Origin of the sequence: Segatella maculosa OT 289 (genome assembly GCF_000243015.1) — a bacterium.
In the GTDB taxonomy this organism is placed as follows: domain Bacteria; phylum Bacteroidota; class Bacteroidia; order Bacteroidales; family Bacteroidaceae; genus Prevotella; species Prevotella maculosa.
The window spans coordinates 310090-332201 of record NZ_JH594502.1 but is presented as its reverse complement, the minus strand read 5'-3'; the positions used below and the strand labels follow the sequence as shown (position 1 = coordinate 332201).

General features: G+C 49.9%; 22 protein-coding genes. 10 read left to right on the top strand and 12 right to left on the bottom strand.

The window, feature by feature from the left end; all coding sequences use genetic code 11:
* Positions 1-298: 298 nt before the first annotated feature.
* Genes HMPREF9944_RS05520 through HMPREF9944_RS05510 form a run of 3 tightly spaced genes read right to left on the bottom strand, consistent with a single transcriptional unit; the run spans position 299 to position 1974 of the window.
* A complete protein-coding gene (locus tag HMPREF9944_RS05520; protein WP_008565029.1) occupies positions 299-661 on the bottom strand; it encodes a DUF5056 domain-containing protein in 363 nt (120 codons plus the stop codon).
* On the bottom strand, positions 654-1190 hold the full coding sequence (locus HMPREF9944_RS05515) for an RNA polymerase sigma factor (RefSeq protein WP_008565028.1): 537 nt from the start codon (positions 1188-1190) through the stop codon (positions 654-656). Before HMPREF9944_RS05515 ends, HMPREF9944_RS05520 begins: the two co-directional genes overlap by 8 nt.
* Positions 1191-1200: 10 nt before the next feature.
* Positions 1201-1974 carry a DUF6249 domain-containing protein gene (locus tag HMPREF9944_RS05510; RefSeq protein WP_044113438.1) on the bottom strand — a complete coding sequence of 258 codons (774 nt, stop codon included), beginning with the start codon at positions 1972-1974 and terminating at the stop codon, positions 1201-1203.
* 108 nt (positions 1975-2082) lie between these two features.
* Here HMPREF9944_RS05510 and HMPREF9944_RS05505 point away from each other — a divergent pair, with 108 nt between their 5' ends.
* Positions 2083-3369, top strand: a complete 1287-nt coding sequence (locus HMPREF9944_RS05505; protein WP_008565026.1) for a methyltransferase RsmF C-terminal domain-like protein — start codon at positions 2083-2085, stop codon at positions 3367-3369.
* On the top strand, positions 3366-3860 hold the full coding sequence (locus HMPREF9944_RS05500; protein ID WP_008565025.1) for a dihydrofolate reductase: 495 nt from the start codon (positions 3366-3368) through the stop codon (positions 3858-3860). The genes HMPREF9944_RS05505 and HMPREF9944_RS05500 overlap by 4 nt, the downstream gene beginning before the upstream one ends.
* Here the strand turns inward: HMPREF9944_RS05500 and HMPREF9944_RS05495 are convergent.
* From HMPREF9944_RS05495 to HMPREF9944_RS05460, 8 genes are all read right to left on the bottom strand, one after another.
* Complete coding sequence (locus HMPREF9944_RS05495; RefSeq protein WP_008565022.1) at positions 3855-4358, bottom strand: Lrp/AsnC family transcriptional regulator; 504 nt, start codon at positions 4356-4358, stop codon at positions 3855-3857. The genes HMPREF9944_RS05500 and HMPREF9944_RS05495 overlap by 6 nt on opposite strands.
* 78 nt (positions 4359-4436) lie before the next feature.
* A complete protein-coding gene (locus tag HMPREF9944_RS05490; protein WP_008565019.1) occupies positions 4437-4928 on the bottom strand; it encodes an ExbD/TolR family protein in 492 nt (163 codons plus the stop codon).
* Entirely contained in the window at positions 4921-5451 is a 531-nt protein-coding gene (locus tag HMPREF9944_RS05485) for an ExbD/TolR family protein (protein WP_008565018.1), read from the bottom strand. The genes HMPREF9944_RS05490 and HMPREF9944_RS05485 overlap by 8 nt, the downstream gene beginning before the upstream one ends.
* Complete coding sequence (locus HMPREF9944_RS05480) at positions 5438-5968, bottom strand: membrane protein (protein WP_008565017.1); 531 nt, start codon at positions 5966-5968, stop codon at positions 5438-5440. The genes HMPREF9944_RS05485 and HMPREF9944_RS05480 overlap by 14 nt, the downstream gene beginning before the upstream one ends.
* A complete protein-coding gene (locus HMPREF9944_RS05475; protein ID WP_008565016.1) occupies positions 5962-6810 on the bottom strand; it encodes a MotA/TolQ/ExbB proton channel family protein in 849 nt (282 codons plus the stop codon). The genes HMPREF9944_RS05480 and HMPREF9944_RS05475 overlap by 7 nt, the downstream gene beginning before the upstream one ends.
* Positions 6811-6824: 14 nt before the next feature.
* Positions 6825-7601, bottom strand: coding sequence for a TatD family hydrolase (locus HMPREF9944_RS05470; RefSeq protein WP_008565015.1), 777 nt, complete (start codon positions 7599-7601; stop codon positions 6825-6827).
* A gap of 23 nt (positions 7602-7624) precedes the next feature.
* Positions 7625-8596: a polyprenyl synthetase family protein gene (locus HMPREF9944_RS05465; RefSeq protein WP_008565014.1), complete on the bottom strand. Its 972-nt coding sequence runs from the start codon at positions 8594-8596 to the stop codon at positions 7625-7627.
* Positions 8597-9319: an energy transducer TonB gene (locus HMPREF9944_RS05460; RefSeq protein ID WP_044113437.1), complete on the bottom strand. Its 723-nt coding sequence runs from the start codon at positions 9317-9319 to the stop codon at positions 8597-8599.
* 340 nt (positions 9320-9659) lie between these two features.
* Between HMPREF9944_RS05460 and porQ the strand changes: the two genes are divergently transcribed.
* On the top strand, positions 9660-10601 hold the full coding sequence (gene porQ, locus HMPREF9944_RS05455; RefSeq protein WP_008565012.1) for a type IX secretion system protein PorQ: 942 nt from the start codon (positions 9660-9662) through the stop codon (positions 10599-10601).
* Positions 10598-11290 carry a (d)CMP kinase gene (gene cmk / locus HMPREF9944_RS05450; RefSeq protein ID WP_008565010.1) on the top strand — a complete coding sequence of 231 codons (693 nt, stop codon included), beginning with the start codon at positions 10598-10600 and terminating at the stop codon, positions 11288-11290. The genes porQ and cmk overlap by 4 nt, the downstream gene beginning before the upstream one ends.
* A gap of 20 nt (positions 11291-11310) precedes the next feature.
* Here the strand turns inward: cmk and HMPREF9944_RS05445 are convergent, their stop codons facing one another.
* Complete coding sequence (locus HMPREF9944_RS05445; protein ID WP_008565008.1) at positions 11311-13284, bottom strand: glycoside hydrolase family 97 protein; 1974 nt, start codon at positions 13282-13284, stop codon at positions 11311-11313.
* 833 nt (positions 13285-14117) lie between these two features.
* Between HMPREF9944_RS05445 and ileS the strand changes: the two genes are divergently transcribed.
* The 6 genes from ileS (at position 14118) to HMPREF9944_RS05415 (ending at position 21632) form a co-directional block, all read left to right on the top strand.
* Positions 14118-17753 (top strand): isoleucine--tRNA ligase, encoded by a 3636-nt coding sequence (gene ileS / locus HMPREF9944_RS05440; RefSeq protein ID WP_008565006.1) that lies wholly within the window; start codon positions 14118-14120, stop codon positions 17751-17753.
* A gap of 84 nt (positions 17754-17837) precedes the next feature.
* Positions 17838-18221, top strand: coding sequence for a TraR/DksA family transcriptional regulator (locus HMPREF9944_RS05435; RefSeq protein WP_004372613.1), 384 nt, complete (start codon positions 17838-17840; stop codon positions 18219-18221).
* The gene (locus HMPREF9944_RS05430; RefSeq protein WP_008565000.1) at positions 18218-18865 is read left to right on the top strand and encodes a lipoprotein signal peptidase; all 648 of its coding nucleotides are present in this window, start codon (positions 18218-18220) and stop codon (positions 18863-18865) included. Before HMPREF9944_RS05435 ends, HMPREF9944_RS05430 begins: the two co-directional genes overlap by 4 nt.
* A gap of 4 nt (positions 18866-18869) precedes the next feature.
* Positions 18870-19775, top strand: a complete 906-nt coding sequence (locus tag HMPREF9944_RS05425; protein ID WP_044113391.1) for a DUF4296 domain-containing protein — start codon at positions 18870-18872, stop codon at positions 19773-19775.
* A 3-nt stretch (positions 19776-19778) separates the two neighbouring features.
* Complete coding sequence (locus tag HMPREF9944_RS05420; protein ID WP_008564998.1) at positions 19779-19988, top strand: hypothetical protein; 210 nt, start codon at positions 19779-19781, stop codon at positions 19986-19988.
* Between the two features lie 9 nt (positions 19989-19997).
* The gene (locus tag HMPREF9944_RS05415; protein ID WP_008564997.1) at positions 19998-21632 is read left to right on the top strand and encodes a dipeptidase; all 1635 of its coding nucleotides are present in this window, start codon (positions 19998-20000) and stop codon (positions 21630-21632) included.
* Positions 21633-22112 lie beyond the last annotated feature (480 nt).

Below are 22112 nucleotides of genomic sequence, written 5' to 3'. Positions count from 1 at the left end.
ATCTTTGCTGTAGGGAAAGTCCATTTAGGCTTTCCCTTATTTCGTATATAAGCATACAAACAGAACAAAATGCATGAAATAGCCGATGTTTTCATATCAAATAAGTTTCTAAAATGCATCAGATTACACGGCAAAATGACGTAGTTTGTAACGCAATATGACTTTGATTAGTTTATAAAGTGAATGAAAACAGAACGCAAAAGGCAATAAATAAAAAAGCGAGCAAAATGTTTTTGTTCGCTTTTTTGAGTATTTTGTTAAATAAATCAAATAGGGTTTATCCGTCTAAACACAGCCGCTAAATGAACCTCCGGGCATTTGTTAAGACATGATATACAGCAAATACCATCACCAAAACAACCCCTATATAGGTCAATAGCGCCGTAGTCATATTCCATTCCGGCATGACAAGAGAGGCAAAAAAATTATTCCAGAGATGGCTAAACGCCACAAAGAGCACTCTTGTTCCTTGGTGCATGAAGAAATAAACCACTGCGATGAGCGTGCAAAGCAATGTCCACAGCGTGTTCAACCGATGCATACGGGATACCGGAAGCTGCCGCATCACCCTACGGGAGAAGCCTCGATCCTCGATTTCTCCTATCCGATTAGCTTCAAAGAAGCGTGTAATCAGTTTTTCATCAATATTATATTCAGTCATATCCATTCTGTTTTAGATAAACGGTCAGCTTCTGTTTGCCCCGCGAAAGATGGCTTTTCACCGTCCCTTCTGCCATGCCTGTGATGGCAACAATCTTGTCGATGCGTTGCCCTTCGATAAGTTGAAGCGTGATACAAAGACGTTCTTTGGGCGACAAAATGCGCAGGGCATGCTGCAAATCCAATTTTAATCCGCTGTCAACATGGGCCGCCTTGGCAGCCAAAATGCCTGGAGTATCGATGTTACCCGTTGGCTTATGATGGCGCACATAGTCGTAAAAGGTGTTGTAGGCAATGCGGTAAAGCCACGTGGAAAAGCTCGATAAGCCCCGAAAATGCGTGATGTTGGTATAGGCTTTGACGAAGGTATCTTGCGCAAGGTCGTCACTGAGCTGCGCATCTCCCCCCGTTTGGGCAAGGAAGAAACGCCGAATAGGCGACTGATATTTCACAACCAGTCGGTCGAAAGCCTTCCGGTTGCGAAACACAGCCACCTGTGTGACGAGAGAGATATCGGTTGGTTGCTTCACTTATGAGAGCTTATTGCGTGTCGCCTTCGGTTTCCTGCTGCTCATTCGCTGCAGGTTTTTCGTCATAGGTTTGGTCCTCGTCTGTCATGTCGTCAGCATTTGGAGGCGTCATACCACGCGAGGTGCGTGCGATAAACATCTGCCCGGCTCCCATACAAAGCACTAATACGCCTACACCTATCAGTTCTTCGGCGTCGATGAACCAGAAAAGCCCCATGAGTCCAAGGCCTATTGAGACGTTCCTGATGCCGCGTTGCCATTGTCCTTCTCTTGTATAGGAACGCGAGGTACGGGGCTTTGCTTCCGAAGGTATGGCCTGTCCGCTCTCCATAGCCTTCTCGGCGAGCAGCACTTTGTCGTTGTGTCGCTTGAAAAGATAGCGCAAAACGAGTACGACAACAATGAAAGGAGAAATAAGAAGTAGGAAGATAAGCACGATTATCAGCAGGGCAAATAGCACAGCACTGGCGCCCAGGGTGCCCGTGATAGCCTTAACGAACCACGATGCATCATTGAAATCATCTGCATCATCGTCGTAACTCGACGTGTACGTGGTGTCGGTGGTGTCCATAACGGTGGCATCGGCCGCCGATGTCGTGTCTGAGAAAGCATCAATGCCCTCATCTTTCGCCTTTCCCGCGGCCGTTTGATGTGCTTTGTCATCGGGGTTTGCCTTCCCCGATAAGGCTTCCGTGCGCGGTGTATGCCTGTGTCGTTGTGCCACGACCACGTCGGTTGTTCCCAATGTCAGCACTAACAGAAGTGCGATTAGAGTTTGTTTCATATTCATTATATTGATTATTATCTGAGGTTTAGACGAAACCCCGGCTTATTTAGTTGCAAAGGAACGAATTTTTTCCTACATTTGCACCATCATTCAAGACAATATACGATGCAACTGCCGACAGATTTCACAGAATACACCCGTAGATTGATGGGCGATGCACTGTATGCCACGCTCGAAAAAGGCCTACGCGAGGAGCCGCCCGTGAGTATCCGACTTAACCCTTTCAAAGGAGCTGCGGCGCGTCTTGGCGTAAAAGACAGCGCAGGAGGCGTGGCTTGGTGTCGCGATGGCGTGTATCTGAAGGCGCGCCCCGACTTCACTTTCGACCCATTGTTGCATGCCGGACTTTACTATGTGCAGGAGGCTGCATCGATGTTTGTGGACCATGTGCTGCGTGAATTAGTCAAAATGCCGGTCAGAATGCTTGACCTTTGCGCGGCTCCCGGTGGGAAAACCGGCTGTGCCTTTGCTGCCTTGCCCCACGGAAGCATGCTTTTCAGCAACGAACCTGTCCGCAGGCGGGCGAGCATTCTCAATGAGAATGTATTGAAATTTGGCGTCCCCGATATCGTTGTCACCAATAATTACGCCTGCGATTACAGCCGAAGCAGGTTGCAGTTCGACGTCGTTTTGGCCGATGTTCCTTGCTCCGGCGAGGGCATGTTCCGCAAAGATGCGGGGGCGATTGACGATTGGAGCATGAAGAAAGTAGAGGAATGCGCCCGCCTGCAGCGTGAGATTGTCAGCGACATCTGGCCTTGTCTGAAGCCAGGCGGACTGTTGCTATATTCTACCTGTACTTTCAATGCGCACGAAGATGAGGAAAATGCGGCATCGATTGCACGGGAATTAGGGGCCGACTTCGTGGAGATTCCGACGGAAAAGGCATGGAACATCACGGGGAGCCTCATTGATTCGAATCCCGTCTACCGCTTCATTCCGGGAAAAACGCGCGGTGAAGGTTTCTTCTTGGCTGTGCTTCGGAAGCACGGAGAGACTGAAAATGCGAACGAAGAGAAGCGGCTGAAGATGGTGAGAACCATTGACGAAAAGGCTTTAAAAGGGTTGCATGTGCTGTCACATGGCCCACTCCCCGACACAATAAAGGGCAAAAAAACCGTTCCCGACCACTCGAAAGCCTTGTCTGTTGCAGCAGATTGTTCGGCTTATCCGCGCATATCGATTGATTATCCGCAGGCCATCGCCTACCTGCGCACTGAAGCCATCACGCTTCCGGAAGGCAGTCCGCGTGGCATAGTACTGATTACTTATCGCGGATATCCGCTCGGTTTCGCCAAGAACTTGGGCAGTCGGGCCAACAACCTCTATCCACAGGCGTGGAAAATCAAGAGTTCTCACCTTCCGAAAGAACCAACCATCGTACTCGAATGATACTCTCTCTCATTGCTTCCGTAGCCAAGAACCGGGCCATCGGCTATCAGAATAAGTTGCTTTATCCCTTCAAAGCCGACCTCGAACGCTTCAAACAATTAACCACGGACCACACGATTATCATGGGCCGACGCACGTTTGAGTCGCTCCCCAACGGTGCTTTGCCCCACCGAAGGAACATTGTCATCAGCCGTTCCGTTGCATCTTTCGCCGGTTGCGTGCGGGTTTCATCATTCGCAGAGGCCTTGGAACAGTGCCAAAATGAAGAGGAAGTATTCATTATCGGGGGAGAACAGGTGTACAAAGAGGCCATCAATCAGGCCGAAAAGCTCTATCTAACAGAGATAGATGCCATGCCCGAGCGTGCCGATGCCTTCTTTCCTGACTATCAAGATTGGCACAGAATATACTATGAAACACATAAAAAAGGCGAATATAATCCGTTTACATTCGCCTTTACTGTCTATCAAAAGCCCATACTCTGCCTATAAATCCTCCTTATCTTCATCTTCCTCGTCGTCAACTTCCATCTCGCTGACAGGCAACTGACGGTCGATGAGCATGCTAAAAGAGATAATCGTCTCGCTTCTCGACAGGCCCAAGGGCTGCAATTTGTCGTGAATAATCTGCATCATGTGGTGATTATTGCGCGCATAAAGCTTGATAAAGAGATCCATTCCGCCCGTAGTTGTATGACATTCCACCACTTCCGGAACTCGCTTTAAGGCCTCAATTACGGCATCATGCTTCTCAGGTTCCTTCAGATAAAGGGCCACATAAGCACACGTTTCATAGCCTATTTTCTCGGGATCGATAATGAATTGCGAGCCTTTCAACACGCCTAAAGACGTTAATTTCTGCACACGTTGGTGAATGGCTGCGCCACTTACGTTGCATGCGCGGGCTACTTCAAGGAACGGGATACGTGCATCCTCAGCAATAAGTCTAAGGATTTTCTTATCCAATGCGTCTAAATGATGATGTAACATGGTTTATATTAATTTGTCTACAAAGGTAGTATATTTGTTTGAATATTGCAACTTAACGGCCAACTTTATGACAAATCGTTATTCTTTTTCACTTTTAATGCGCCCATTTTCCACTGCCGAATAGTTGATTTTCAAGGCTTTTGCCTGACGCAAGGCTTGCTTTACGGCATTAATTACACGCATCTTGGTATCTTTGTCCGCCTTTATCGAGACCGTCATCGCCTGCTTATCCTCGGGAGAAAGACGGTTCCTTTCGGCCGAAATATAGTCGATGATTTCCGCAGGCGTGACATATTTGTCGTTCAACTGAATGCACGAACCATCGAATATCATGCCCGCAGCAGGATATTTCCCATCGAAAGGCCGGCCGATATGAATATAACTGACGGCTGATTTCTTGGTCAATCGCGTTAATTCCCGGCCTTGTGGCACCTGACACTCTACTTTTAAGGTCTCCTTTCGCATGTGGGTTACGATCATAAAGAAGAAGAGAACGGAGAAAATCAAGTCGGGAAGCGAAGCCGTATTCAGCCCCGGCATCTCGTGCGAACGCCTGCGAAACCTACTCATCTCGGCCTCCTTTCGCTGCCATGTCGTAGGTCTCGGCCACCCGTTGTGGACAAATATCTCGGATTTCCTCGCGCTGTCGGGGCGAAAGATGGTGGTAATCATGGCCGAATTTCTGTTTGGAAGCGCGGTCACGCCAGGCACGATAGGCCTCGACAAGGGCGTTCTGAACGTGGAAATAGACATCGTAGGCCGACTCAGGACTGGCATCTATGGAAATCAGATGGTCTTTTCCACGGGCCATGATGAAGCGCGTTACATGGCCGGAGAGCCGGTTCAGCGGCATCGGTTTGCCGTCTACAAGTAACAAATTCCGGTCGGTTATCTTGATTTCAAGCAGCTTTTGACGGTTAATTTCTGTCTCTTCCTGCTGCGGTCTACGCTCCACGGGCGGCAATTGTCGTGAAAGTCCCTTATCAATGTCCATGGAAGAGGCCACCAAAAAGAATATCAACAGCATGAAAGATATGTCGGCTGTCGACGTCGTATTGAGTACCGGGACACCGTGTTTCCTATGCCTGAACATGCTTTTTCCTTGAACCTCTGTAATATTTCGTGGCACCATAGATCACTGTTCCTATGGCTATCGCCAGCAATAGGACCGAAGTATAAATGAACATATCCGACACCTTGAGCCAAAACCAGTCGTGATAGGCCTTCCCATTGACCGACATTGCAGTCCCGGATGCCACAAGGAAAGCAACAATAAAGATGCCAATAGTTCCGAACATCACGCAATGTGAGATGCGCAAAGCAGGCACATTGTTCTCCATTCCGCTTCCCTTTCCGTGCAAACGACGCACACTTCGCATCACAGCCCACGCCGACAAGCCACACGAAAGCACCACGAGCAGCAGCATAAAAACCAGCAACAAGTCGGTGAACAAGGGCGCATTGAAACTCGGATCGTCGGCAAACGGACGGTCATAAGCCACAAAATAGAACAAAGCAAACACCATCACAGCCAATGCTATCAGCAGGTAAAGCACGCGTTGCGAGATGCGTTCCGTGGGCCAATGGGCTATATCGTGCAACTTCAACATTCGTTCTTCAACTTATATTTCATCACCGAGTCCAGCAAAGTGATGGCACTTTCTTCCATTTGTGACGTGATATGCTCGATCTTTGACAGGATATAGTTATAGAAAACCTGCAATATTAGGGCTACGATGATGCCGAATATGGTCGTCAGCAAGGCCACTTTCATACCCGAAGCCACGATGGTTGGACTGATATCCCCGGCCGTTTGGATTTGGTCAAAGGCCATAACCATGCCGATAACCGTGCCAAGAAAGCCCAGAGAAGGGGCCATTGCGATGAACAAAGTTATCCATGAACAGCCCTTTTCAAGGTTAGATGACTGCACAGATCCATAGGAAACGACCGACCGTTCTATGTTATCTATACGCTCATTGATACGTTCTAAGCCTTGATAACAGATGGAAGCAACAGGCCCACGCGTGTCTCTGCACAAGCTTTTTGCACCCGTTATGTCACCTTGCATGAGCTTTTCATCGAGATCGACCATGAACTTTTTGGCATCAATTTCAGAGAGACTGAGATAGATGATACGCTCAATACAGAAGGAAAGTCCGATGACCAAGGCCAAAGCCACCAGTGACATGAAGCCCGCATTGCCCTCGATGAACTTGGTTTTCAGGGCCTGATGAAAGCCTTCGCCTGCCACTTCGTCGCCCAACAACGCCGTGCTGTCGGCCGAAGCCGCATCGATTTGTGCCGCAAGGGCATCGTCGTTCGTCGCCGTATCAACTTTTGTCGTGTCTGGTTTTGCCGAACCTACGGTCTTGTTCTGCGCCATTATCGGAGCACTAAGCACCCCTATCAGCAGCGAAAGCACCGCAAAACGCACCATCAAATGTTTCATTTCTATTTTCGTTTTTAGATTTTCGTGAATATACGTCTGACATTTTCTTCGGTCGTTTGGGCCACTTCTTCGGCCGAAACGCCATAGACTTCGGCCAGTTTCTCCAACACCAACCGCACAAAAGCACTCTCATTGCGCTCGCCCCGATGTGGAACGGGGGCCATATATGGGCTGTCGGTCTCCAAAACAATACGTTCCAAGGGAACCACAGCGGGCAAGTCTTCGCGCAGATGGCTGCTCTTGAAGGTTAACACACCGCCTATTCCCAATGCGAACCGCTCGAATTTCAACAGCTGTTCGGCCTCTTTTTGGTTGCCCGTAAAGCTGTGGAAGACACCCCCTGACAGCTCTTTCTCATAGCGTTTCAGGATATGCAGCAACTCGTTCTGTGCCTTTCGACAATGAATCATCAGCGGCAATTGCGTCTCGACCGCCCACTCTACCTGTGCTTCAAAGGCCAAAAGCTGTTCCCGTTCGAACGTTCTGTCCCAATAAAAGTCAAGCCCCACCTCGCCAATGGCAATGAAAGAAGCCTCCGTGAAGCGTGCCTTCAGCTGGCGAAGTTGCGTCTCCCAATCGGCTTTCACCTCTTCCGGGTGCAGCCCGATCATCGGAAACGCATAGCCGGGAAACTGTCTGCAGACCGCAAGCACCGTGTCTACGGACTTCAAATCGATGGCCGGAACGAGCACACGGCCCACACCTTGCGCCTTAGCCCTACCGATAACGTCGGGCAAATCGGCCTTGAACTCCTCGCCGTCTAAATGGGTATGCGTATCAGTGAACGTCATTTCTTTCTGTCAGATTACCGTCGTCAATACTCCCGTTCCATCATCTTACGGGCATAAAGCCGCAATTCGGCCTTGCGGTCCTCGCCCACTTGCACGGCATCAAGATACTTTTTGCTTGCTTGGAAATAGCAAGCTATCTTCTCACTTGCCAGCTTGTCCACACCCACCTTATTATATATAGCCGTCACGGCAGCCACTTTCTCATCGCAATCAAACGTCTTTGCCTCGATCCAATGCACCAGTTCGCGACGCAATTCAGCGTCGGCACGGTTGAAAGCATTGATGAGCATGTAGGTTTTCTTGTTGCTGATGATATCTCCGCCAATCTTTTTTCCGAACACTTTCGGGTCGCCATAGACATCAAGATAGTCGTCTTGAAGTTGGAAAGCCAGCCCTATCTGCTCGCCAAACTTATAAAGATTCTCTTGATCCTGCTTGGGCGCGTCGGCCAAAATGGCCCCGATTTTCATCGCACAAGCCAAGAGTACGCTCGTCTTGAGGCGTATCATCTCGATGTATTCGGCCTCGGTGACGTCGTTACGTGTCTCGAAATCCATGTCATATTGCTGGCCTTCGCCTATCTCCAAGGCTGTTTCCGTGAACGTATGGAGCACATCTTGCAAGTAAACCTCACGGCATTTTGCCATGCGTTCGTAGGCAAGTACCAGCATAGAATCGCCGCTAAGAATGGCCGTATTGGCGTCCCATCGCTTGTGAACCGTCTCATGTCCGCGGCGCATCTCGGCATTATCCATCAGGTCATCGTGCAACAATGTGTAGTTATGATAGGTCTCCAAGGCGCAAGCCTGCATGAGAACCGACTCCGGGTCGTCCTTATATAGATTGTAAGCCAGCAGCAGCAGCAGCGGCCGGATACGCTTTCCGCCCATCGAAAGAACGTATTTCACGGGCGCATACAGCCCTTCCGGCTTGCGATTGTACTGCAAATGGTCAAGAAAGTCGTTGACTTTCACTAAGAGTTCGTCTGCTTTCATTTATAACTTAAAGTTTATCGGGATTACAAACAACGTCCTGCAAGGTTTGTTTTTCTCTACTCCCGGTTTCCATTTCGGCATCATCTTCACCACACGCAAGGCCTCTTGGTCGAGCAAAGGGTCTATGCCTTTCTCTATTTTCTCGCCGGTCACGGAGCCATCCTTGTTGATAATGAACGACACGACCACCTTTCCTTCCAACCGTTGTCGCTGTGCTAAGGCCGGATAATGCAGGTTGTGCGTGAGCCATTTCATCAGTTCGACCATGCCACCGGGGAACTCCGGCAGTTTTTCCACGATGCGGAAGTGCAACGGATTGCTGTCGTCGGGGGCCGTTTGCGGCAAGGCTGCGGTCGGGTTCGCATCGTCTTGGCGCACCGTTTGGCCGTTTTGCCCCCCTGTCCCGAGCTGGGCATCGCCGTTGTTCGGGTCGAGTCGGCGGACCATATCGGGTTCCTTGTCCACGGCTTTCAGCTTTTCGGTCACCGAATGTGGGGCGGCATTCGGTGCAGCGGCAATCATGTCGCGCGTATCCATGGCCGGCATCAGTTCGAGGTCCTCGCTCATCTCATCGGTCATCTCGTTGCCGTGGCCGTCTTCGGCGGGTGGAGAAACGTATTCAAACGCCGTGTACAGCAAGGCCAACACCAGCGTCAAGCCCAACAAGAAGTGCGTTGTCCGCTTGTGTTCTAAGTCTGCACGATATGATTTCTTCAGTTCCAAATTGTCTGAAATAAATTCTTTCCCGACCCGCTTTGCACGGCATGAAACGGCATCATTCGACCTATTGCGCGGCAACCGCGGCCAGGCCGGTTTGCAACATGGGCCATATTGCCCTGCAATATCAGCCATATTGGTCGCTAATATCAGCCATTTTACCGTGTAATATGGGCCATATTGCAAGCCGATATGGCTGATATTGCAAGCCCCGCTCCAGCAAGCTGTCCGGCAGGCCCATTCACCTTGCCCAACGCTTTTCGGTCGATGCCGCTACTTTGTGAGGCAAAATTAATGCTTATATTTGAAAAAAGCCGTATCTTTGCCGAATAATTAGGAAAATTAAATGAAAATAACTGCATGCGCACTGCTGCTGTCCTGCTGTGCAATATCGGCCATGGCACAGGAAAGTCAGACGGGATATAACTTCCTGCGGCTGCCTGTCGGTGCGCATAATGCAGCCGTTGGGGGAGACAACGTCAGCCTTGTTGAGGACGACGAAGCCCTTATTTTCAGCAATCCCGCACTGCTTTCGAACGTCTCGGACAAGACCGTTGGCCTCAATTATATGCGCTATGGCGGGACAAACATGGGGAGTGCGGCCTTCAACCGCAACGTAGGCGAGTACGCGTCGTGGGCGGTTTCGGCGCAATACATGGACTATGGCACCATGAAAGAGGCCGACGAGAACAACAACCTGACGGGCACTTTCACGGCAAAAGACATCGCCTTGGCCGGTTATTTCGCCTATATGCTGACCGAAAAGCTTGCAGGTGGCATCGCAACCAAGTTCATCATGTCTTATATCGGCAGCTATCATTCAACGGCAATGGGCGTAGATTTGGGACTGAACTACTATGACGACAACGATTGGTCGGTTTCTCTTGTGGCCAAAAATCTTGGCGGTCAGCTCAAAGCCTACGACGAATCGTTTGAGAAAATGCCCTTGGACGTGCAGCTGGGTGCGTCGAAAAGGCTCACGAATACGCCGTTTCGCATCTCTGCAACCCTTGTGGATATGAACCATTGGAACTATAAATTCATTGACCATTTGGCTGCCGGTGTCGACGTAAACCTGTCGGAAAGCATTTGGATAGGGCTGGGATACAACTTCCGTCGCGCCCATGAAATGAGCATCACCGACACATCTGGCAACGAAAGTAGCCACGGAGCGGGCTTCAGTATGGGCGCGGGACTGAACCTCGAACGCTTCAAACTCAACCTTGCCTACGGCACTTACCACGTCAGTAACCATTCAATCATCATCAATATCGCATATTCTTTATGAAGAAAATAACCATCGCCATCGACGGATTTTCGTCATGTGGCAAGAGCACAATGGCCAAAGAACTGGCCAAAAAGATAGGATATATCTACGTAGATACGGGCGCCATGTATCGCTCAGTGACCCTTTTTGCCATGCGACATGGCCTATTTAATGCCGATGGAAGCGTGAAAACGGATGCGCTGAAACAGCAGATGAGCAACATAGATATCACGTTTAAGTTCAACGAAAAGGCTGGTCGGCCCGACACATATCTCAACGGTGAGTGCGTGGAAGAGGCCATTCGGACGCTCGACGTGAGCAACCATGTCAGCCCGATTGCGGCCATTCCGTTCGTAAGAGCGGCCATGGTGGCCCGCCAACAAGGCATGGGAAGGAACAAAGGTATCGTGATGGACGGGCGAGATATAGGCACAACGGTGTTCCCTGAAGCCGAACTCAAGGTGTTTGTCACGGCATCTGCCGAGGTAAGGGCACGGCGCCGCTACGACGAACTCAAGGAGAAAGGCATGCCAGCTGACTTCGACGACATTCTGAAAAACGTGCAGGAGCGCGACTATATTGACAGTCATCGCGAGGTGAGTCCACTGCGTAAGGCCGCAGATGCCATCGAACTCGACAACAGCCACATGACGATTGCCGAGCAAAATGATTGGCTGATGCGACAAGTGGAGCAGAGAATCGAGGGTTAAAAGACCGCCTTGGGACTGCTCTACTCATTGACAATCACACCACCATTGGGCTGAACCGTCACCGTCAGTCGGCCGTTCCGCCCCACTTTCTGCTGCTTCATGCTCGGCGTAAGCCACAATGAACCTTTCTTCTTGGGGCCGTCAGCATATACTTTAACCACTTTTCCCGCAAACATCGGCAGGTCGAGCGTCAAAGTCAGCGGCTTCGGATCGGCATTGATGGCGGCGGCATACCACTTGCCTGCAGTAGTCTGTCGGGCTACAGCGAAATACTTTCCGGGGTAACCGCCAAGGAAGCGTAGGTCGCTCCATGCTGTGGGCAACTGCCTTAGCCATTCGATTTCGAAGGCAGGCAGTGTAGCGAGCGCATTGGGCGTAAGTGCCACGCAATTCACGCTTGTTTGGTTGGTGATGGCCGTCGCCATTTCAAAGATATCACCTGTAAAGCGTTGATGACGGCTTTTATTGTCCTTACTCATATAGCGGTTCATCAGCACACCACCCCAATCAAAAGCCGCAACAGCATTACGTGTGAAAGGATACATCGTGAGTTCAAAGGCTTCACGCTTGGCATGATAGTCCGTGAAGTATACGTTCTCACTTGCTAAAGCAGCCTCACTCGCCACGAAGTTCGGATACATACGTTCCCAACCGCGCGGCAATGTGCAACCATGAAAGATGACCTGAAGCCCATAGTCGTTGGCATCGCTGAGGATATCCCGATAAAGTTGCAGCGTCTGTTGCTTGTCGCCGCCGAAGAAGTCCACCTTGATGGCTTTCACACCGATGCGTTGCATCCATGCCATGTCGCGCTTGCGACTAATCGGATTGTTCATTACGTTGCGCGGGCCCTGTGGCGCATCGTTTGCCGTGCCGTTGCTGTTATACCATAACATTAGACCGACGCCCTTACTCTGCGCATAACGGGAGAGTTGCTCAATGCGGTCGTAACCGATTTGCTTATCCCACAGCGCATCAACGAGAATGTATTCGTAGCCCATCTTCGAAGCCACATCGATGAACCTCACTTGGTCGTCGTAGTTGCAGCTCTCGTCCATCCAAAGTATCCAGCTCCATGTGTACCTACCCGGCTTGTATTCGGCCTTTGCTTCGTAGCGCGGCTCCACCACGTCGTAGGGCACGGTGGTCTCAACAATGGGCTGCAGCGAGCGGCCCACGGTGATGGTGCGCCACGGCGTGCTCCCCGGCAGCGGGACGGCAGCATATTCGCTCCCGACGCCGTTGTTCTCGCCGGGCTGCGGATAGGCTACGTGATAGCCCTTGCCGGGTTCATATTCGGAGAGGCGGCAACCGGGATAGTCTTCCGTTCCCGTTTCGGAGATGAGCAGCCACGTGTCGGCCTTGCCGTTCGGTATGCGGTAAAGGCAGGGAAAGGTGTAGCCCACACCGAAGGCCGACTTATCTGCCAGTCGTGCGTCTGGGCGATATTCCTCTTCGTAGCTGGGCTTGGTACGCTCCCACCCCATCATGGGCTGTATCTGCGGCGTGAGGAACGTGCGCGTTTCGTCAGGCAGATTGAAGCCACTTGCCTCGCTGCGGATAACGGCACAGCGTGGCGTTCCGCTTTTCGGTCGAAGCAAGGTGTAGCGATAGGCCACATTGTTGTTCGCAACATTGAACGTGATTTGCAGCGGAAAGCCTTTCGCGTTCACCATATCGAGCGTCAGTTGATTGGCCCCATAACTGACGTGTGCACGCTTCGTGCGTGTCATGTCATAGGACACCTGAATGCGCTTCTCGATGGCCTTGACGAGCTTCATGCCCTGCGTGAAGTCGCCATAGTCCGCCGTCAGTCCGAGTGCCGAGGGTCTGAGCACTTCCACCCCATCGTAACTAACCGTGTAAGACGGGTGCCCACCCTCGTTGCTGATGGTCAACATTAGTTTCCCGTCGGGTGAGCAGACGGTGTGATTGTCGGCAAAGCTTCCCGTTGAGAGGCATAAGCCTAATGCGAATAAAAGGTTTTTCTTCATGTTATTACGTAAGCGTTGTTCAGTTTTCACAAAGGTAAGACAAAACCGGCGAACGGCAAAATCGAAAGAAACAAATCTGTCTTTCTGCCTCCTTATTTAACGGGGAGTCAGAGATAAACCATAGAAAAAACGACCTTCCGACGGCTCGGAAGATAAGGAAACAGAAAAAAAATACTCGTCATCCATGGCGGAAGATAGTAAAACAAAAAAAGAATGCTCGTCATCCATGGAGGAAAAGAGCTAATTGTTAAAAAATCCTTCGCCGCCCGTGGGCGATGAGCATTCTTTTTACGTTTTTTAGCTTCTTCCGCGGGCGACGAACTTTCTTTTTTTATTTTGCTATCTTCCGAGCCGTCGGACGAGTGTTCCTTTTTTGTTTTCCGTTAATCCGATGCTTCAGAGACGCAGTTTTTCCTGTTTTTTCTCCATGGGACTCATATCGAACGCACATAGGGCAGAACGCAGCACGAACTTCCTCATCATGTAAAAGCGCAAGTCATGCCGTCGGCCAAGACCATGTGGAGGCTGCTCATGCCCTGCATGCGAGAGCATCGCAAGACAAAGGCTGCGAATTTGCCGAGTGATTGTACGCAGGTTGGCGCTGGATAGCTCCAGGCTAAAATCAACAGGAGACCAAGGGGAAAGTTGAACTTCGCAATATCAAGGCTGGAGTTTTGCAAGTATTGTTCGGAATGTTGCACTTGCTGGGGGGAAGTTTAGTCTGCCTTTATTTACAGTCGAATTGCTTAAATTCTCCAAAAAAACATCTATAATTCAGCTATTTTGCTTATCTTTGCGGCCATTAAAAAGTTGCATGATAATAATAGATATTTATGGCTAAGAAATTTGCCGAACATGACGGTCTTAATCTGGTCAAGACAAATCAAGAGGTGTTGGCCGAGTGGGAGAAGAACGATATTTTCCACAAGTCAATCGATGAGCGCGAAGGTTGTCCACAGTTTATTTTCTTCGAGGGTCCTCCTTCGGCTAATGGTCATCCAGGTATTCATCATGTGCTGGCCCGCGCTATCAAGGATACATTCAACCGTTATAAGACGATGAAAGGCTATCAGGTTCACCGTAAGGCGGGCTGGGATACCCATGGACTTCCTGTTGAGTTGGGCGTAGAGAAAGAACTCGGTATTACGAAGAAAGATATTGACAATAAGGCTTCGCAGAAGTATATCTCGACAGAAGACTATAATAAGAAATGTCGTGAAAATGTGATGATGTTCACTGCTGAATGGCGTGAACTTACGGAGAAAATGGGATATTTCGTTGACCTCGATCACCCTTATATCACGTATGACAATAAATTTATCGAGACCCTTTGGTGGCTTTTGAAGCAACTCTACAACAAGGGTCTGCTCTATAAAGGTTATACCATTCAACCTTACTCTCCGGCTGCCGGTACGGGATTGTCGAGCCATGAGCTGAATCAGCCAGGATGTTATCGTGATGTGAAAGACACTACGGTTACGGCTCAGTTCCTCATCAAAGACCCCAAGGCCGAATGGACAAAGCATGGTAAGCCTTATTTCATTGCGTGGACCACTACGCCTTGGACACTTCCTTCAAACGTGGCACTCTGTGTTGGTCCAAAGATTGACTATGTGGCTGTGGAGACTTATAATCTCTACGATGGTCAGCCTGTTACCTTAATCATGGCAGAGAGTCGTGTCAGTGCCTATCTCAATCCAGAGCAGGAAGTGAAGGAAGGCGAACTTGGCGCTTTTGACAAGGAGAATAAACAATGTCCCTGGCGTATTGTAGACCGCGTGAAAGGCTCTGATTTAGAAGGACTTCATTATGGCCAGCTCATGCCCTGGATAAAGCCTTGCGAGAAGGTGGATGACTTTTCACCAGCGTTTGTGAAAGCCTATGCCGAGTCACATACTGACAAAGTGTTTACAAACGAAGACGGTCGTGACACGTTTGTTGAAATGGACAGCGAGGCATTCCGTGTTATCTTGGGTGACTATGTGACCACTGAAGACGGTACAGGTATCGTGCACATTGCGCCCACCTTTGGTGCTGATGACGCTAAAGTGGCTAAAGACGCAAATATTCCAGCCCTTTATTTGATTAACCAGCAGGGTGAGACTCGCCCAATGGTTGATTTACAGGGCAAATATTATGGTTTGGAAGACCTCGACAAGAACTTCATAAAGGCTTGCGTAGACAAGGAAGCCTATGGGCATCATGCCGGTGACTATGTGAAGAATTCATACGACCCGAAATATAATCCTGACGGAGTTTGGGACAAGAACGCCAGTGAAAAGGATGAAGACCTGAACATCGTGCTCTGTATGGAGATGAAGCAGGAGGGCACAGCTTTCAAGATTGAAAAGCATGTGCACAACTATCCGCATTGCTGGCGTACAGATAAGCCTGTGCTTTATTATCCGCTTGATAGCTGGTTTATTAAGGACACGGCAAAGAAAGAGCGTATGGTGGAACTCAACAACACTATTCGTTGGCAACCAGAAAGTACGGGTACGGGGCGTTTCGGCAATTGGTTGGAGAATCTGAACGACTGGAATCTCTCGCGTTCACGCTTCTGGGGAACCCCTCTTCCTATCTGGCGGGATGATAAGCGTAATGAGAAGTGTATCGGAAGCCTGGAAGAACTCTATGCAGAAGTAGAGAAGAGTGTGGCCGCCGGTGTGATGAAGAACAATCCGCTGAAGGACAAAGGCTTTGTTCCTGGAGACTATTCAAAAGAAAATTATGATAAGGTCGACCTGCACCGTCCATACGTAGATGATATCGTTCTGGTCAACGAGGCAGGCGAACCCATGAAGCGTGAGAGCGATTTGATTGACGTTTGGTTTGACTCGGGCTCCATGCCTTATGCTCAACAGCACTATCCGTTTGAGGGTGAGATTGCACCCGAAGGACTGAAAGCTACAGGCAAGAGCGAAGACGAATATCGTCGAGAGCTTGTCACTTCTACCTATGAGGGCATCCCTGTGCCTCCGGCTTACTATCCTGCCGACTTCATTAATGAGGGAGTAGACCAGACGCGTGGCTGGTTCTTTACCTTGCATGCCATTTCCACAATGGTGTTTGATCATGTGGCCTTCAAGAATGTCATCTCTACAGGTCTTGTGCTTGATGCCAAGGGAAACAAGATGAGCAAGCATGTGGGCAATGTGACCAATCCGTTTGAAATGATTGATAAGTATGGGGCCGACCCTGTACGCTTCTATATGATGACTAACTCCGAGCCTTGGGACAACTTGAAGTTCGACCCGAACGGAGTAGACGAGACACGCCGTAAGTTGTTCGGAACATTATATAATACGTATAGTTTCTTTGCACTCTATGCCAATGTCGACGGCTTTAACCCCGAGGCAGAGCAGGTGGCACTTGAAAACCGTCCGGAGATTGACCGTTGGATAATTTCCAAAGCCAACTCTCTGATAAAGGGTGTTGAGCACGAATTGGAAAACTTTGACCCCACGCGTGCCGGCCGATTGATAGATGCCTTTGTCAACGACGATTTGAGTAATTGGTATGTGCGTCTGAACCGTAAACGTTTCTGGGGCACAGAGATGAGTGAAGACAAGCTTTCGGCTTATCAGACGCTTTATACCTGCCTGATGACAGTGACGAAATTGCTGGCTCCGTTTGCCCCATTCTATGCCGACGAACTCTATCATGACTTGGGAGGCAAATTGGAAAGCGTGCATCTCGACCATTTCCCTGTAGCTGACGAGCAGGCAATAGATGCCGACCTCGAAATCCGAATGGGTATGGCACAGAAGATAACTTCAATGACTCTTGCCTTGCGTCGTAAGGTAAACATCAAGGTGCGTCAGCCATTGGCTCAGATTATGATTCCTGCCATTGATGCTGAACAGAAACAGCACATTGAAGCCGTGGCCGACCTCATCAAGAATGAAGTCAACGTGAAGGAACTTCTGTTTGTCGAGGGCCAGGGCATGCTCGTGAAGAAGATAAAGTGCAATTTCCGAGTTATGGGTAAGAAGTTTGGCAAACTGATGAAGTCGGTGGCAGCCCATATGGATGCGCTCACCCAAGACGAAATTGCCTTGCTCGAAACTTCGGGAAGCATCAGCTTTGAGGTTGAAGGTCAGGCAGTGACTGTCGAGGCATGTGATGTCGACATCATCAGCGAGGATATTCCAGGCTGGTTGGTGAGCAATGAGGGCAATCTGACCGTGGCACTCGAGGTAGAGTTGACCGAAGAGTTGAAACGTGAGGGTATGGCACGCGAACTGATTAACCGTATTCAGAATCTGCGTAAGGAAACGGGACTTGAGATTACCGACCGCATCCTTGTTACCGTGGCTCCGAATGTACAGACCGATGCCGCTATTGAATCGTTCGGCGAGATGATTAAGAGTCAGGTGCTTGCCAACGACATCAAGATAGCCGACAATCAGGGGGCAGAGGTTGAATTTGATGACTTCAAACTCAATATCCTTGTAGAGAAAGATTAAAAAGAGACTATCGTGTGGCAGTTGGAACATCCCTCTGCCACCGGCTCTTTCCTTTTATATATAAATTCAAAAATTTAATATCCTATGAACAAGAAAGCACGTTATTCAGATGAGGAATTGGAAGAGTTCCGTTCTATCATCAATGACAAATTGAAAGTAGCTCGTACGGAATACACAGCGCTGATGGATCAGTTGATGAATAAAGACGGCAATGGGGTTGACGACACTTCACCAACCTATAACAAGGTGCTTGATGAAGGGAATGCCAACCAGAGCAAGGAAGAAATGATTCAGATGTCACAGCGCCAGCAGAAATTCATCAGAGCTTTAGAGGGCGCATTACTCAGAATTGAGAACAAAACCTACGGGATTGACCGCATGACAGGCGAATTGATTCCAAAGGAACGCCTCCGCATCGTGCCTCATGCCACATTGAGCGTGGCATCGAAGAACGCAAGAAAGAAATGAAAAAAAACAAAATTCTATCCGATGGTGTCCTGGCCTTTATCCTGATAGCTGTCATTCTTATTATAGATCAGTTTATCAAGATTGAGGTCAAGACACATTTTTGTCTTGGTGAGTCTATCCATATCACCGATTGGTTCTATATCAGTTTTGTTGAAAACAATGGCATGGCCTACGGCATGACCTTTTTCAACAAACTGGTGCTCAGCCTTTTCCGCCTCGTGGCAATCACGGCAATAGGCTGGTATCTTCGGCAGGTGCTCAAGCAGAAACACACAACGGGATATATTGTCGTGCTGTCGATGATTCTTGCTGGTGCGGTGGGAAACATTCTCGACTCCATGTTCTATGGACTCATCTTCGAGGCCTCTACTCCTTTCAGTGTGGCAGGCTTCGTGCCCTTTGGAACAGGCTATGCCCCTTTCCTGCAAGGCAAGGTGGTCGACATGTTCTATTTCCCGATGATAGTAACCACTTATCCGTCATGGGTTCCATTCAAGGGAGGAGACGAATTTATCTTCTTCTCGCCTGTGTTCAACTTTGCCGATGCCTGCATTTCTGTAGGTATTGTTGCACTTTTCCTGTTCTATCGAAATGAGATTGAACACCTTTCAGAAACTGTGAAGGGAGCGTTTAGAAAGAAATAAAAAGATGCTGATGAAGCAAGCAATATTGAAAACCGTGATGTGTGTGGGCTTCCTGATGCTTATTGCAGGCTGTAAGCCCACCATACCTTCTCCCTATATCCAGCCCGACGAAATGGAAGATATTCTTTATGATTATCATCTGGCTGACGCCATGGCTTCGGCCTCGGGCAACGACTCTGTCAATATGGTGAAATATCATACGGCTGTGCTTCAGAAACATGGTTACACTGAGGCCGACTTCGATTCGTCATTGGTGTATTATCTGCGCCACACCGAGCAGCTGAAAACAATCTATGAAAACCTTGCCAAGCGTTTCAGAGATGAATCCGTGGCACTTGGTGGTTCGGCAGGAGATGCTTTTGCCAACGTTGGTCTTACAGGAGACACGGCCAATGTATGGCGTGAGGAAACCTCATTGGTGCTTGCACCGCAGAAGCCTTTCAATCAGCATAGCTTCTCATTGAAAGCCGACTCTGCTTTCCATAAGGGTGATGTCTTGATGCTTGATTTCAACAGTGATTTCATCTATCAGGACGGTATGCGCGATGGTGTTGTGATGCTTTCCGTGAGGTTCAGCAATGACAGCATAGCTTCACAGACGGTTCATCTTTCGACTGGAGGTCATAGCAGTATTAGGGTGAGCGACGACAAACGGTTAGGCATCAAGGAAGTCAGAGGATTTTTCATGCTCAGCCGAAGTCAGAGTCCTGGAGAGAACACCACGACACTCAAGCTGATGATTGTCAGTGGAATCAGACTCCTTCGCATGCATGCCAGTCAAGAGAAGCCTGAAATGAAAGCCCAGGCCGACAGCTTGTCGCGCGATTCTTCCCGTCAGAGGCAACCCCTTACTCCTCCCTCAACTCCCATGATACCTGAGGGCGAATTGAATAAGCCCATGACCCGATAGACTATGAAGGAAAATGCACTCCGCCGATTGGCTTTTCATGAAGTTATCTTCGACGATGGCCACACGTTGCATCATGCCGTTGTCGAAGTCTGTGGCAAAGAGGTGTTGAACAGTTATACGTTCAGCGGTGAGCCTGCCATGACCGAATGGATAGGTGGAAAAGCTTTTGTTGAGAAAGGGAAAATCAGAATGTTGAATGTTAGATTATCTTAATATATCAGTATGAACATCAATAAAACTCTTTTTCTGCTTTTGGGCCTCATGCTTTATGCAGTCTCTTCACAGGCTTGCACGAATTTCATTGTAGGCAAGAAAGCCAGTGTCAACGGAAGCGTCATCTGCACCTACAATGCCGACAGCTATGGCTCGTTTCTCGGTTTGACCCATTATCCGGCAGCCACGCATGAGAAAGGCAAAATGCGGGCCGTCAATGATTGGGAAACAAACGTGTGTCGCGGCTTCATTCCCGAGGCTCCCGTGACCTATAATGTCATTGGCAACATCAACGAATATCAAGTTACCATTGGCGAAACCACCTATGGCGGGCGTGCCGAAATGGTCGACTCCACAGGCATCCTCGACTATGGAAGTCTCATCTACATTGCCCTGCAACGCTCACGCACGGCCCGCGAAGCCATTCGCGTGATGACAACCTTGGTAGAGGCTTATGGCTACAACAGCGAGGGCGAAACCTTCACCATCTGCGACCCTGATGAAGCATGGATTATGGAGATGATGGGCTGTGGTGCGGGAAGCAAGAAAGTGGTGTGGGTGGCCCAGCGCATCCCCGATGACGCTATCTGTGCACATGCCAACCAAAGCCGTATCGGACACTTCAACATGAAAGACAAGAAGAATGTGCTCTATAGCAAGAACGTCATTTCCTTTGCCCGAAGCAAAGGGTGGTTCAAGGGGCGTGACGACGAGTTCAACTGGAAGATGACCTATGCGCGCCCCGACTTCGGAGGACGTCGTTTCTGTGATGCCCGTGTGTGGGCATTCTTCAATCGCTTTGCCGATGGCTTCTCCCGCTATTTGCCTTGGGCCGAGGGACTTGATCCCAACGCTGAAGACATGCCACTCTGGATAGTGCCCAAGCATAAACTCAGTGTGCAAGACGTGCAGACTGCCATGCGCGACCATTATGAAGGCACACCTCTCGCCACCGACACCCTCGACATCGGAGGCGGCATCTGGCAAATGCCCTACCGCCCCTCGCCCTTGGTCTATAAAGTCGACGGAAAAGCTTATTTCAACGAGCGCCCCGTGAGCACCCAGCAAACCACATTCTCCTATGTCAGCGAAATGCGTTCATGGCTTCCCCGTGAGATTGGCGGCGTGCTGTGGTTTGGCAACGACGACGGCAACATGATAGCCTACACCCCTGTCTATTGTGGCAACACCGTGCGTCCCGAATGCTATAACACGCCTGGGGCTGATGCCCTTACCTTCTCGATGAAGAATGCCTTCTGGGTGTGCAATTGGGTCAGCAACATGGTCTATCCGCGTTATAGCCAGATGTTCCCAAGTCTGAAAGCCGTGCGCGACAGTCTCGAACAGGGCTATTTTGCCCAGCAGGCAGAAATAGAGAAAGAAGCCTGCCGGCGCTATGCCACCGATAAGGCGGCAGCCCTGCGCCAGCTCAACGACTATAGCAACCTGCAGGCACAGCGCATGCTTGCGCGTTGGACGCAGCTGGCTTTCCACCTCATCGTGAAATACAACGATATGGTTGTCAGACCCACCGATGAAAACGGAAATTTCCTGCGCACCAAGCGTGGAACTCCTGCCCCTGTCTGGCGCTCTGGATACCCCGCACCCTATGCAAGGAAGATGGAGAAGAAGGCGATCCCCTAACACCCACCCCGAAAGCCTCCCCCCAACCCCCTCCGAAGGAGGGGGAGAAGCCCACCCCTAACCCCTCCCGAGGGAGGGGGAGACCAAGTTTGCGGGCTAATGATGAACAATACATAATAAACAAAATAGGCCTTGCAAACTAATGCGTTCGCAAGGTCTATTTGCATATTTCCCCCTCCCTCGGGAGGGGTTAGGGGTGGGCTTTCTCCCCCTCCTTCGGAGGGGGTTGGGGGAGGCTTTCCTTAAAACGGGGAGGGCACACAGACAAGCGAGTTAATCATAAAATTGGATTTTGATTTTGAGTTTGATTAAATGCTGGTAAGTCGTGCACCCTCCCCAAGAGGCTTCCCGCTGGAAGACCTCCTAAAATCCGGGAGCCCGGGAGCCTCCCCCCACCCCCGGAAACCTCCCCCGGCCCCTCCGAAGGAGGGGAGCACAAATAGAGTGCAAATTAATTGCCCGCAAGCTCGCAGCTCCCCC